This is a genomic window from Pseudomonas sp. AAC (genome assembly GCF_000725445.1).
GTDB lineage: Bacteria > Pseudomonadota > Gammaproteobacteria > Pseudomonadales > Pseudomonadaceae > Pseudomonas > Pseudomonas citronellolis.
On the sequence record NZ_KL647100.1, the window covers coordinates 374,457 to 387,437 of the forward strand.

Consider the following 12,981-nt stretch of genomic DNA (forward strand, 5'->3'; position numbering starts at 1 on the left):
CCCTGCAACCCAAGCCTCCAAGGAGCACCCGATGCGACTGACCGCCCATGCCCAAGGCGTTTATCCGATAGCCCCGACGCCGTTTCTCGAGAATGGCAGCGTCGACCACGCCTCCATCGACCGACTGATCGACTTCTACCTGTCCTCCGGCGCCAGCGGCATCACCGTGCTCGGGCAACTGGGGGAAGCGGCGAAGCTGGAACACGGCGAATCGCTGGAGGTGGCCACGCGGATGATCCGCCGCGCCGGCGACCTGCCGGTAGTGGTGGGCGTGACGGCGCCGGGCTTCGCGGCGATGCGCGCGCTCACCCGGGAAGTCATGGAGCGCGGCGCCGCCGGGGTGATGATCGCCCCGCCCAATACGCTGCGGACCGACGACCAGATCGTCGGCTACTACCACCAGGCCGTGGAGGCCATCGGCAGCGACGTCCCGTTCGTGCTGCAGGACTACCCGCTGACCTTCTCGGTGCAGATGTCGCCGGGCGTCATCCGGCGCATCGTCAACGAACTCGACACTTGCGTGATGCTCAAGCACGAGGACTGGCCGGGCCTGGAGAAGATCAGCGCGCTGCGCCGCTTCGAAGCCGAAGGCAGCATGCGGCGCATCTCCATCCTCTGCGGCAACAATGCCCTGTTCCTGGACCAGGAGCTTCGACGCGGGGCGGACGGGGCCAACACCGGTTACTGCTTCCCGGACATGCTCTGCGAGATGCTCGCCACGATCCGCGCCGGCAACATCGAGCAGGGCCTGGACCTTTTCGATGCGCATCTGCCGCTGCTGCGCTACGAACAGCAGCCCGGCGTAGGGCTCGCCGTGCGCAAGTACGTGCTGATGCGCCGTGGCCTGCTGCGCAGCGATCGCCAGCGGCGCCCGTTCACACCGCTGTCGGAGCAGGCGACAGAGGAAGTCGAGACGCTGCTAGCCCGGCTGGCCCGGCGCGACTCCCGCGCCGCCCTGGAACCGCGCTGAGGGCTACAGCTCGCCGAGCAGCCAGTCCCTGAATGCCAGGAAAGCCTCGTCGTGGACCCTGTGGCCCGGTGCGACGAGGTAATAGCCGGTGCCGCGCAGCCGCGCCGAGTCGAGCGGAATCCTCAGCGCTCCGCTGGCCAGTTCGTCCTCCACCAGGAAGCGCGGCACCAGCCCGGCGCCGAGGCCGGCGCAGACCGCCTGGAGCAGGTGGGCGGTGAGTTCGAACTGCGGCCCGAGCCTCAGCGCTTCACCGCCCAGGCCCTGTGCCCGGAACCAGTCGCGCCACAGGTCGGGCCTGGCCACCACCCGCAAGAGCTGCAGCGCGGCGAGGTCGGCGGGCTGCCGGAGGGGTTCCGGCAGGCGGGCCCGCCCGCTGACCACCGGCACCAGTTCCTCCTCGAACAGTGGGTAGGCGGCGAGGCCCTGCCAGCGCCCCTCGCCCACCACTATCGCCGCATCCAGCTCGCCGTCGAAATCGACGGGGCCGACCCGCGAGTGGATATGCACCTGGATGCCGGGATTTGCCGAATAGAAGCGCGGCAGCCGCGGCAGCAGCCACTTGGAGCCGAACGCCGGCAGCACCGCCAGGTTCAGCGTCGCCGCGTGGCGCCCCAGGCGGATCACCCGCTCCGTCGCCTGGCGTATGGCAGCCAGCGCGGCGGCGACATCCTCGGCATAGCGCTTGCCGGCCTCGGTCAGCAGGATATGCCTCCCCGTCCGCTCGAACAGCGTCACCCCGAGCGACTCTTCCAACACCTGTATCTGCCGGCTCACCGCGCTTTGGCTCAGGCACAACTCTTTTGCAGAACGCGTGAAACTGCGGTTCCTGGCGGAAGCCTCGAACGCCAGCAGCGACGACATGGACGGACAGAGCACACGAGGGTTCATCGGGTTGGCTCCCCTGGGAAACGGGTCGACAGGTTGAGGGGCTTCCGGGAAGGGAACAAGTGAGCTTTATGGACGTTTCGTCAGGCTGATTTACAACTGGCGAACGGCCGAGGCTGGCCAATGTGCTCGGAGTCTGCCGGAGATGCTGCATTGGCCTGCAAAAGCAACATGAACTTTACTGAAGCATCTTCCTCGGTGTCGCAAGCCGATAGTCGTCGACCGGCTTCACGCCCGGCGCCCGGTCCTACCCGTTGAAATGAGCCTGCAAGAGGAGCACCGCGTGTCCACAGCCGTTCCCCAGTCGGTCACCGCCCCGCTGAGCCGGGCCGCCATCTTCCTGGTGCTGACGATCAACCCCGGCCAGGCCGGCGAAACCGCCGTGCGCGCGTTGTGCGCCGACCTGCCGGGCCTGTTGCGGGCCATCGGGTTCCGCGCCCCGCAGGGACTGCTGTCCTGCGTCATGGGCTTCGGCTCGGCGGCCTGGGCCCGCCTCTTCGGCCAGCCCAGGCCGCGGGAGCTGCACCCCTTCCGCGAAATCCAGGGCGCGCACCACGCCGTGTCCACCCCGGGCGACCTGCTGTTCCACATCCGCGCCGAGCGCATGGACCTGTGCTTCGAACTGGAAACGCAGATCATGGCCCGCCTCGGCGACGCCGTGGCCACCGCCGACGAGGTGCAGGGCTTCAGCTACTTCGATGCCCGCGACCTGCTGGGCTTCGTCGACGGCACGGAGAACCCGGCGGGCCAGGCCGCGCTGGACGCCACCCTGATCGCCGGCGAGGACGAGAACTTCGTCGCCGGCAGCTACGTCATCGTGCAGAAGTACCTGCACGACCTGGCCCGGTGGAACGCGCTGCCGGTGGCCGAGCAGGAACGGATCATCGGCCGGCACAAGCTCTCCGACATAGAGCTGGACGACGCCGTCAAGCCGAGCAACGCGCACAACGCCCTGACCACGATCGTCGAAGACGGCGAACAACTGGAAATCCTGCGCGACAACATGCCCTTCGGCGATATCGCCAAGGGCGAGTTCGGCACCTATTTCATCGGCTACGCCCGTTCGCCGCGGCGCATCGAACGGATGCTCGAGAACATGTTCATCGGCCTGCCCCCGGGCAACTACGACCGCCTGCTGGACTTCAGCCGCGCGGTGACCGGCAGCCTGTTCTTCGTGCCTTCGGCCAGTTTTCTCGAACAGGTAACCCCGGACGCCAGCGTAGCTGCCGCCCCTGCCCTCCCCGCGCAGGACGGCGTGCCTCCGCTGGCGCCCCGCGACGGCTCCCTCGGCATTGGCTCACTAAAGGAATCAGGCAATGAATAACCTGCACCGTGAACTCGCCCCCATCTCCGACAAGGCCTGGGCCCAGATCGACGAAGAGGCCACGCGCACCCTCAAGCGCCACCTCGCGGCCCGCCGCGTGGTCGACGTGCCGCCGCCGGGCGGCCTCGGCCTGTCTGCGGTGGGCACCGGCCACCTGCATGCGCTGCAGGCCCCCGCGGAGGGCATCCAGGCCGCCCAGCGCGATGCCCGGGCGATCGTCGAGTTGCGCGTGCCCTTCGAGCTGAGCCGCCAGGCCATCGACGACGTGGAGCGCGGTTCGGACGATTCGGACTGGGACCCGCTGAAGGATGCCGCCCGCAAGCTGGCCTTCGCCGAGGACCGCGCGGTGTTCGATGGCTACGCCGCGGCCGGCATCCAGGGCATCCGCCAGGCCAGCAGCAACGCCGGCGTGGTGCTGCCGACCAACGTGCGCGGCTACTCCGGCGCCGTGGCGCAGGCGCTGAGCCAGCTGCGCCTGGCCGGCGTCAACGGCCCCTATGCCCTGGTGTTGGGGGCGGACGCCTACACCGCGGCCAGCGGCGGCAGCGACGAGGGCTACCCGGTCTTCCACCACATGGAGCAGCAGGTGGACGGCGGCATCATCTGGGCCCCCGCCCTGGAAGGCGGCTTCGTGCTCAGCACGCGCGGCGGTGATTTCGAGCTGGACATCGGCCAGGACATTTCCATCGGCTATGCCAGCCACAGCGCGACGAGCGTGGAGCTGTACTTCCTGGAGACCTTCACCTTCCGGGTGCTCACCAGCGAGGCCAGCGTGGTGTTGACGCCGGGGAAAAAAGGATAATCGCCCACGCCGGACACCTCGGTGGCACGGACGGCGGCGCATAACCGCGAACGGTTATGCGCCCTACACATGTTCCCACCGAACCCACCTGTAGGAGCGGGCCCTGCCCGCGATTTCGCGCGCAGGGCGCGCCCCTGCATGGAGTAGCGTAGGTATGGGGCTGCGTGGCCCGCTCTTCGTAGGATGGGTTGAGCGAAGCGATACCCATCAATGCGAGCTAGCTGAGAATCCAGGACTCCACGACCTCCTCGCCATAGGCGTCCTTCCAGCCCAGCAGCGTCTTGTGGTCGCGGTTGTTGGTCCGCACCGTCTCGCCGGTGTGCGGGTTGCGGTAGACCTTGCGGGCGCGGATCTTCTGGTATTTCGCGCCCTTGGCCTGGTCGCCGTTGGCGATCCAGTCGGCATCGGTCTCGAGGATTTCGATGACGTCCTCCAGGGTCTTGTCGTACTCGCCCATCAGCTCGCGGAGCGATTCCACGAATGCCTGGTTGTCGAGTTCGGCGTCGTTTTCCTGGGCGGCGTCGTCACGGACTGAATCTTTATCGTCTTTCATCGCAAGGCTCCGTTATCGGTATCTGTACGGGCCGGCACGGGCGGCCCGCTGGAATTCGGAAAAAAGCGTCCCCGCGCCGGGGGCGGCCGCGCTCGGGCGCGGCCACCGCCAGCTGTCGTGTGGCTCGTGGGGAGTTAGTGGTAGGCGTCTGCGGCGGTGACCTTGCCGCGGAACACGTGGTAGCTCCAGAAGGTGTACATGAGGATGATCGGGATGATGAACAGCGCGCCGATCAGGGCGAACAGCTGGCTGGACGGCGGCGAGGCGGCCTGCCAGAGGTCGATGGCCGGCGGGATGATCTTCGGCCAGATGCTCACCGCCAGGGCGAGGTAGCCGAGGAACATCAGGGCCAGCACGCTGATGAACGGCAGGTGCGAATGGCGCTTGCGCAGGTTCGACTGGACCAGGCACATCGACGCCACCGCCAGCACGGCGATCACCGCGAAGAGCACCCAGTGGCGCCCGGAGAACCACAGCTGGGCGATGTTCGGGTGCAGCCAGGCGGTCCAGGCGCAGATCACCACGATCACCGCCGCCAGCAGGTAGGTCAGCGGCCGGCTGTAGTGGCGCATGCGCGACTCCAGCATGCCCTCGGTCTTCACCAGCAGCCAGGTGCTGCCCAGCAGCGCGTAGGCCACCACCAGGCCCAGGCCGCAGAACAGCGGGAACGGCGACAGCCAGTCCAGCGGGCCGCCGGCGAACTGCCGGTCCACCACCGGGATGCCGTTGATGTAGGTGCCGATGGCCACGCCCTGGAAGAAGGTCGCCAGGAAGGAGCCGGCGATGAACGCCTTGTCCCAGATGTGGCGCTTCTGCGGCTTGGCCTTGAAGCGGAACTCGAAGGCCACGCCACGGAAGATCAGCCCGGCCAGCACCAGCACCAGCGGCAGGTACAGCGCCTCCAGGATCACCGAATAGGCCAGCGGGAAGGCGCCGTAGAGCGCGGCGGCGCCCAGCACGGCCCAGGTTTCGTTGCCGTCCCACACCGGGGCGACGGTGTTCATCATCACGTCGCGTTCACTGGAGTCGGACACCAGCGGGAAGAGAATCCCCAGCCCCAGGTCGAAGCCGTCCATGATCACGTACATCATCAGCCCGAAGGCGATGATCACGCCCCAGATGACCGACAGGTCGATACCTTGAATACCCATGTTGCAACCTCCTCAGCCGGCAACCGACATAGGTCTGCGGATGCTGGAAGGCCCGGCGGGCTCGCTGTCCAGCGGATCGATCAGGTGCTGCTGGCCAGGCCCCTTGCGCACCAGGCGCATCATGTAGCCCAGGCCGACGGTGAACACCGAGAAGTAGATGACCACGAACAGCGCCAGGGTCAGGCTCATCTGCGCGACGTTGTGGTTGGAGACCGCCTGGCTGGTGCGCAGCATCCCGTAGACCACCCAGGGCTGGCGGCCCATCTCGGTGGTGAACCAGCCGGCCAGCAGCGCGATCAGCCCGGAGGGACCCATCACCAGCACCAGGCCCAGGAAGGCGCGGTTGCGGTACAGCGCGCCACCGCGGCGCAGCACCAGGGCGGCCAGGGCGCAGAGGATCATCAGCATCCCCAGCCCGGCCATCAGGCGGAAGCTCCAGAACACCACGGTGGAGTTGGGCCGGTCCTGCGGGGCGAAGCTCTTCAGCGCCGGGATCTGCTTGTCCAGGCTGTGGGTCAGGATCAGGCTGCCCAGGTACGGCACTTCCAGGCTGTAGCGGGTCCGCTCGGCCTGCATGTCCGGGATTCCGAAGAGGATCAGCGGCGTCGGCTCGCCCGGCACGTTCTCCCAGTGCCCCTCGATGGCGGCGATCTTCGCCGGCTGGTGCTCCAGGGTGTTCAGGCCATGGGCGTCGCCCACCAGCACCTGCAGCGGCGCCACGCCCAGGACCATCCACATGGCCATCGACAGCATGGTCCGCGTGGCCGGGTTGTCGCGCCCGCGCAGCAGGTGCCAGGCGGCCGAGGCGCCGACGAAGAAGGCGGTGGACAGGTAGGCGGCCAGCGCCATGTGCACCAGGCGGTAGGGGAAGGACGGGTTGAACACGATCTTCAGCCAGTCCAGCGGCACCACGCGCCCATCGACGATGTCGATGCCCTGGGGCGTCTGCATCCAGCTGTTGGACGAGAGGATCCAGAACATCGAGATCATGGTGCCGATGGCCACCATCACCGTGGCGAAGAAGTGCAGGCGGCGCCCCACCCGGTCCCAGCCGAAGAGCATCACGCCGAGGAAGCCGGCCTCCAGGAAGAACGCCGTCAGCACCTCGTAGGTCAGCAGCGGCCCGGTGATGCTGCCGGCGTAGTCGGAGAAGCGCGCCCAGTTGGTGCCGAACTCGTAGGCCATGACCAGGCCGGAGACCACGCCCATGCCGAAGTTCACCGCGAATATCTTCGACCAGAACTTGTAGAGGTCCTTGTAGACCGCGTTGCCGGACTTCAGCCAGAGCCCTTCGAGCACGGCCAGGAAGCTGGCCAGGCCGATGGTGATGGCCGGGAAGATGATGTGGAAGGAGACCGTGAACGCGAATTGAATCCGCGCCAGGTCCAACGCCTGTAGGTTCAACATGGCGAAACCCTTATTGATCGCTCATTCATGAAATGCCGGCAGCCGTCCTCCGGCTGCCGCACGGGAGTCCGCCTCAGGCGACAGTCGAATGGATCCGATTGTCTTCCCGGGCCTTCTCCAGCCTGATCGCGATGAACTTGGAAGTTGGCGTGAAGGTGCGCTCGCCATAGCTTTCCAGCGGCACCAGCGGGTTGGTCTCCGGGTAGTAGGCCGCGGCCTGCCCGGCCGGCAGGTCGTAGGCCACCAGCTGGAAGCCGTGGACGCGGCGCTCGATGCCGTCTTCCCAGAGCGACACCAGGTCGACCTTCTCGCCCGGCTCGAAGCCCAGGCGGCGGATGTCCCGCTCGTTGGCGAAGACCACCTCGCGCAGGCCGAACACCCCGCGGTAGCGGTCGTCCAGGCCGTACAGGGTGGTGTTGTACTGGTCGTGGGAACGCAGCGTCTGGAGGATCAGGTCGGGCCGCTCGCCGCGGGCCAGCACCGCCTGGTTGACCAGTTCCAGCGGCAGTTCGCTGGGGGTGAAGCCGGCCTTGCCGCTGGCGGTCTTCCAGACCCGCTCGGCCGCGTCGTTGCCCAGGTGGAAGCCGCCGGGGTGCTGCAGCCGCGCGTTGAAGTCGGCGAAGCCGGGGATGACGTCGGCGATCAGGTCGCGGATGTGCCCGTAGTCGGCGATGGCCCAGTCCCAGTCGATCGGGCGGTTGCCCAGGGTGGCCTTGGCGATGCCGGCGATGATCGCCGGTTCCGAGCGCAGGTGCGGCGAGCGCGGCTTCAGCTGGCCGTGGGAGATGTGCACCATGCTGAAGGTGTCTTCCACGGTGACGCCCTGGGGCCCTTCGGCCTGCATGTCGACCTCGGTGCGGCCCAGGCACGGCAGGATCAGCGCGTCGCGGCCGGTGACCAGGTGCGAGCGGTTGAGCTTGGTGGCGATGTGCACGGTCAGCTCGCAGTTGCGCAGCGCGGCGTGGGTGCGCGGGGTGTCCGGGGTGGCCTGGGCGAAGTTGCCGCCCAGGGCCAGGAACACCTTGGCGCGCCTGGCTTCCATGGCCTGGATGGCCAGCACGGCGTTGTCGCCGTGGCCACGCGGCGCCTGGAACCTGAAGCGTTTCTCCAGGGCGTCCAGCAGCCAGGTCGGCGGCTTCTCGTCGATGCCCATGGTGCGGTCGCCCTGCACGTTGCTGTGGCCGCGCACCGGCGACAGGCCGGCGCCGGGCTTGCCGACGTTGCCGCGCAGCAGTTGCAGGTTGACCACCTCCTGGATGGTCGGCACCGAGTGGCGGTGCTGCGTCAGGCCCATGGCCCAGCACATGATCACGCGCTCGGCGCGGCGGTACATGCGCGCCGCCAGCTCGATCTCGGCCAGGCTCAGGCCGGACTGGCCGACGATGTGCGCCCAGCTGGTGGCGTCCACCGCCGCCAGGTAGTCGTCCAGGCCGCTGGTGTGCTCGCGGATGAAGGCGTGGTCGAACACCGGCGGCTCGCCGTTGGCCTGGGCCTCGCGCTCCCACTGCAGGAGGAACTTGGCCATGCCGCGGAACATCGCCATATCGCCGCCCAGGGCCGGGCGGAAGTAGGCGGTGTTGGTCGGCTCCGAGCCGTTGCTGAGCATCTCGAAGGGGTGCTGCGGGTGCTGGAAACGCTCCAGGCCACGTTCCTTCAGCGGGTTGATGCAGATCACCTGGGCGCCGCGGTGCACGGCCTCGCGCAGCGGTTCGAGCATGCGCGGGTGGTTGGTGCCGGGGTTCTGGCCGATGACGAAGATGGCGTCGGCCTTCTCCAGGTCGTCGAAGACCACGGTGCCCTTGCCCACCCCGAGGGTTTCCGCCATGCCCAGGCCGCTGGCCTCGTGGCACATGTTCGAGCAGTCGGGGAAGTTGTTGGTGCCGAAGGCGCGGACGAACAGCTGGTAGAGGAAGGCCGCCTCGTTGCTGGCCCGGCCGGAGGTGTAGAACTCCGCCTCGTCCGGCGACTTCAGCGCCTTCAGGTGCCGGGCGATCAGGGCGAAGGCCTCGTCCCAGGTGGTTTCCACGTAGTGGTCGGTCGCCGCGTCATAGCGCATGGGATGGGTCAGGCGGCCCTGGTATTCGAGCCAGTAGTCGCTCTGCCCGGCCAGCGCGCTGACGCTGTACTTGGCGAAGAAGTCGGGGTCGACGGAGCGCCCGGTGGATTCCCAGTTGACCGCCTTGGCGCCGTTCTCGCAGAACTTCACCAGGCCGTTCTCGGGCGACTCGCCCCAGGCGCAGCCGGGGCAGTCGAAGCCGCTGTTCTGGTTGGTCTTGAGCATCGCCCGCAGGTTCTTGACCGCGTTCTCGCTGCCCAGCCAGCTCTTGGTCACGCTCTTGAGCGCGCCCCAGCCGGCGGCCGGTCCGGTGTAGCGCCTTATATGTTCGTCTTGGCTCATTCAGGCATTCCTCGATTACACGCAGAGAATGAAAGTTCTCAGGCAGAAAAAGGCGACGCTAAGAGCACGCCAATATCGGAACGCTGAGCGAGCAACTTCCTTGCGCGAAACTTGCTGTTCGCAACACCGGGTGAGTTGTGCTCAGGTCCAAGTTCCAGGGCCTTTTTTCGAACAATCGGCCTGAAAGCTGGAAAGACATTGGTTCGCCTTGTGACATCAGGCTATTGAGAAGCGGAGATTGCGTCCAATCGAAATAAATTAAACCCTGATCAGAACCGTCTATCAGGCCTGGAATGCCCGCAGTAGAAGGGTGGAATGGACAATTAAGGCGCTTGATAGACCACTCTTATCAACCGGTAATCAAAAGCAATTTGACGCCCCTGGGCGAACTGACTAGCCTCACCTCGAAGATCGCCAGAGCATTAATAAAAAGATGCCAACGCCTGCGTGCAAAGAGCAATGAACGATCACTTCGAGAGGCAACTCGGAATTGAATGACAATACTGGCGAACTCATCGACGGTTTCAATCGGAAGATCGATTACCTGCGCATGTCGGTGACCGACCGCTGCGACTTCCGCTGCGTGTACTGCATGGCCGAGAACATGCAGTTCCTGCCGCGCCAGCGCATCCTCACCCTCGACGAGCTGTACCGCGTGGCGGAGCGCTTCGTCGCCCTGGGCACGCGCAAGATCCGCCTCACCGGCGGCGAGCCCCTGGTGCGCCAGGGCATCGTCGAGCTGTGCGCGCGCATCGCCGCCCTGCCCGGCCTGCGCGAGCTGTGCATGACCAGCAACGGCTCGCAGCTGCAGCGCCTGGCGCAGCCGTTGCACGATGCCGGCCTGGCGCGCCTGAACATCAGCCTCGACAGCCTGGATGCGCAGCGCTTCAAGGCGCTCACCCGCACCGGCGACCTGCAGCAGGTGATCGCCGGCATCGACGCCGCGCGCCGCGCCGGCTTCCGCCACACCAAGCTCAACTGCGTGGTGCTCAAGGGCCGCAACGACCACGAGGTGGTCGACCTGGTGCGCTTCGCCATCGACCGCCAGCTGGACATCTCCTTCATCGAGGAAATGCCCCTGGGCGTGATCGACGAGCACCAGCGCGACGAGTCCTACTGCTCCAGCGACGAGGTGCGCCAGCGCATCGGCGAGCGGTTCACCCTCATCGAATCCGCCGAATCCACCCAGGGCCCGTCGCGCTACTGCCGCCTGGCCGAGGCGCCGGAAATCCGCATCGGTTTCATCTCGCCGCACAGCCACAACTTCTGCGGCAGCTGCAACCGCGTGCGCCTGACCGTCGAGGGCCGCCTGCTGCTGTGCCTGGGCAACGAGCATTCGGCCGACCTCAAGCAGGTGCTGCGCGCCCACCCCGGCGACGCCGAACGGCTGGACAAGGCGATCCGCCAGGCCATGCGGCTCAAGCCCCAGCGCCACCACTTCGAGGTCGGCGGCGAAGTGCAGATCCTGCGCTTCATGAACATGACCGGCGGCTAGCCGCCCCTTCGGAATCGCCATGATCGTCCAACCGCAACCCGACATGCTGCGCGTGCTGTTCACGCTCAAGGGCTCCATCGCCAAGCGCATCGCCTTCCGCAGCCTGATGGTCACCATCCTGGCGGCGCTGATCGTGCTGGTGGAGGAACACCACCCGGCGTTCTTCGCGCGGGTCAACGCCACGCCCTTCACCCTGCTGGGGCTGTCGCTGTCGATCTTCATGAGCTTCCGCAACAACGCCTGCTACGATCGCTGGTGGGAAGGCCGCAAGACCTGGGGCAAGGTGATCATCGACATGCGCTCGTTCATCCGCGAGAGCGTCGCCATCAGCGACGCCGCCCTGCGCGAACGCCTGCTGCGCGCGCTCTGCGGCTACGCCCACGCGCTCAACGCGCGGCTGCGCAACGAGGACGAGCTGAAGGCCGCCCGCCCCTGGCTCGCCAGCGACACGCCGATCGCCGCGCACAACGTCACCGACGGCATCCTCCAGCACATCGGCAGCGTCTGCTCGCAGCTGGCCGAAGAAAAACGCATCAGCGAATGGCGCTACGTGACGCTGGAGCAGCGCCTGGCCGCCTTCACCGATGCCCAGGGCGTGTGCGAGCGGATCAAGGCGACGCCCATCCCCTTCCCCTACACCCTGCTGCTGCACCGCACCATCTACATCTTCTGCATCCTGCTGCCCTTCGCCATGGCCGAGCCGCTGGGCTGGATGGCACCCATCTTCACCACCATCGTCAGCTACACCTTCTTCGGCCTGGACGCCATCAGCAACGAGCTGGAAGACCCCTTCGGCCGCGAAGAGAACGACCTGCCCACCGACGCCATGGTCCGCGTCATCGAGCGCGACATCCTCGGCGCCCTGGGCTGCAAGGACCTGCCGCCGCCCCTGCAGCCGGTGGACTACGTCCTCAGCTGAGCGCCGAGGCTGGCTCGGTACGCCGAGGGCGGCATGCCCTCCCAGCGCTTGAAGGCGCGGCGGAAGTTGGCCAGGTCGGTGTAGCCCAGGGTGTAGGCGATTTCCTCGATGCTCAGGTGGCCGGCCTTCAGGTGCTCGATGGCCAGGGTGCGGCGCACGTCCTCGAGGATCAGCTTGAATGACGTCCCCTCCGCCAGCAGGTGGCGGTGCAGGGTGCGCGGCGTCATGTGGAACAGGCGCGCGGTGACCTTCAGGCTGGGGAAGCCGTTGTGCTTCTCCAGCATGGCGCGCCGCACCCGGGCGCCCATGGAGGCGGTTTCGCCCAGCCGCTCCAGCTCCCGCCGGCATATGGCTTCGGCCTCGCGGAAGGCCGCGGGGTCGGCCAGCTTCAGCGGCTGGTCGATCACCGCCAGGTCCAGGCTGAAGCCGGCCCAGGGCTGCCCGTAGGCCACCGGGCAGCGGAACAGCTCCTCGGCCAGCGCGGCGTAGGGCTGCTCCGCGAACGGCAGCCTAACCTGGAGCAGCGGGCAACTGCCGAGGGTCATCGCCGCGAAGATGTTGCTGACCGCCAGCATCACTGCCTCCAGCACCGTGCGCTCGATGTCGCCCAGGGCATAGCCGGGCTGGAAGCGCACCTGTACCTGCCCTGCCCGCTCATCGCATTCGTAGCTCAGGCTGAACAGCGTGGTGCGCAGCGCCAGGTAGCGCTGCAGCAACTCCAGGGCCTGGCGCAGGGTGCCGCTCTGCATCGCCGCATAACCGAGGATGCCGTGGGTGTTGACCACCAGGCGCTCGCCGATCAGCAGCCCCAGCGCCGGTTCCGCCGTCAGCGCGATGGCGTCGCGCAGCAGTTGCTGGAACTGCGGGAAACCGAGCTGGAAGCCCGGCTCGTCGAGCTGGCGCTCGTCCAGGCCGCTGCGGGCGAACCAGGCCTGCGCGTCCTTCTGCATGGCCCGCAGCTGCTCGGCGATCTGTCGCAGGTAGGGCATTGGCAATACGAAGTCCGACAAGGGCTCGACCTCACAGGGTTCCGGGGGGCGCGAAGATGTCAACAAATGACCCCTGGAATGTCAATCG

At 67.1% G+C, this 12,981-nt stretch carries 11 protein-coding genes; 5 read left to right on the forward strand and 6 right to left on the reverse strand.

The genetic code is table 11. From position 1 onward, the window contains the following. Window positions 1-31: 31 nt before the first annotated feature. On the forward strand, window positions 32-970 hold the full coding sequence (locus tag FG99_RS25055) for a dihydrodipicolinate synthase family protein (RefSeq protein ID WP_043272829.1): 939 nt from the start codon (window positions 32-34) through the stop codon (window positions 968-970). Between the two features lie 3 nt (window positions 971-973). On the opposite strand, the gene FG99_RS25060 is transcribed toward FG99_RS25055, so the two are convergent. Continuing rightward, window positions 974-1,858, reverse strand: coding sequence for a LysR substrate-binding domain-containing protein (locus FG99_RS25060; RefSeq protein WP_043272830.1), 885 nt, complete (start codon window positions 1,856-1,858; stop codon window positions 974-976). A gap of 256 nt (window positions 1,859-2,114) precedes the next feature. Here FG99_RS25060 and FG99_RS25065 point away from each other — a divergent pair, with 256 nt between their 5' ends. Together FG99_RS25065 and FG99_RS25070 are read left to right on the forward strand one after the other, a co-directional pair. Next, window positions 2,115-3,179 carry a Dyp-type peroxidase gene (locus FG99_RS25065; RefSeq protein WP_177330921.1) on the forward strand — a complete coding sequence of 355 codons (1,065 nt, stop codon included), beginning with the start codon at window positions 2,115-2,117 and terminating at the stop codon, window positions 3,177-3,179. Next, on the forward strand, window positions 3,172-3,981 hold the full coding sequence (locus FG99_RS25070; RefSeq protein ID WP_043272831.1) for a family 1 encapsulin nanocompartment shell protein: 810 nt from the start codon (window positions 3,172-3,174) through the stop codon (window positions 3,979-3,981). Before FG99_RS25065 ends, FG99_RS25070 begins: the two co-directional genes overlap by 8 nt. Window positions 3,982-4,198: 217 nt before the next feature. Here FG99_RS25070 and FG99_RS25075 read toward each other — a convergent pair whose 3' ends face one another. The 4 genes from FG99_RS25075 to FG99_RS25090 form a co-directional block, all read right to left on the reverse strand. After that, window positions 4,199-4,534: a histone-like nucleoid-structuring protein, MvaT/MvaU family gene (locus FG99_RS25075; RefSeq protein WP_043272832.1), complete on the reverse strand. Its 336-nt coding sequence runs from the start codon at window positions 4,532-4,534 to the stop codon at window positions 4,199-4,201. 134 nt (window positions 4,535-4,668) lie between these two features. Further along, window positions 4,669-5,685, reverse strand: coding sequence for a cytochrome d ubiquinol oxidase subunit II (cydB, locus tag FG99_RS25080; protein ID WP_043272833.1), 1,017 nt, complete (start codon window positions 5,683-5,685; stop codon window positions 4,669-4,671). Between the two features lie 12 nt (window positions 5,686-5,697). Further along, window positions 5,698-7,092 carry a cytochrome ubiquinol oxidase subunit I gene (locus FG99_RS25085; RefSeq protein ID WP_043272834.1) on the reverse strand — a complete coding sequence of 465 codons (1,395 nt, stop codon included), beginning with the start codon at window positions 7,090-7,092 and terminating at the stop codon, window positions 5,698-5,700. Between the two features lie 73 nt (window positions 7,093-7,165). Then, the gene (locus FG99_RS25090) at window positions 7,166-9,490 is read right to left on the reverse strand and encodes an FdhF/YdeP family oxidoreductase (RefSeq protein ID WP_043272835.1); all 2,325 of its coding nucleotides are present in this window, start codon (window positions 9,488-9,490) and stop codon (window positions 7,166-7,168) included. A 490-nt stretch (window positions 9,491-9,980) separates the two neighbouring features. Between FG99_RS25090 and moaA the strand changes: the two genes are divergently transcribed. Next, window positions 9,981-10,985 carry a GTP 3',8-cyclase MoaA gene (gene moaA, locus FG99_RS25095; protein ID WP_043272837.1) on the forward strand — a complete coding sequence of 335 codons (1,005 nt, stop codon included), beginning with the start codon at window positions 9,981-9,983 and terminating at the stop codon, window positions 10,983-10,985. Window positions 10,986-11,004: 19 nt separating this feature from the next. Beyond that, on the forward strand, window positions 11,005-11,904 hold the full coding sequence (locus tag FG99_RS25100; protein ID WP_043272839.1) for a bestrophin family protein: 900 nt from the start codon (window positions 11,005-11,007) through the stop codon (window positions 11,902-11,904). Here the strand turns inward: FG99_RS25100 and FG99_RS25105 are convergent. Continuing rightward, a complete protein-coding gene (locus FG99_RS25105) occupies window positions 11,889-12,893 on the reverse strand; it encodes an AraC family transcriptional regulator (RefSeq protein ID WP_043272840.1) in 1,005 nt (334 codons plus the stop codon). The two genes, FG99_RS25100 and FG99_RS25105, sit on opposite strands and share 16 nt — an antisense overlap. Window positions 12,894-12,981: the final 88 nt, after the last annotated feature.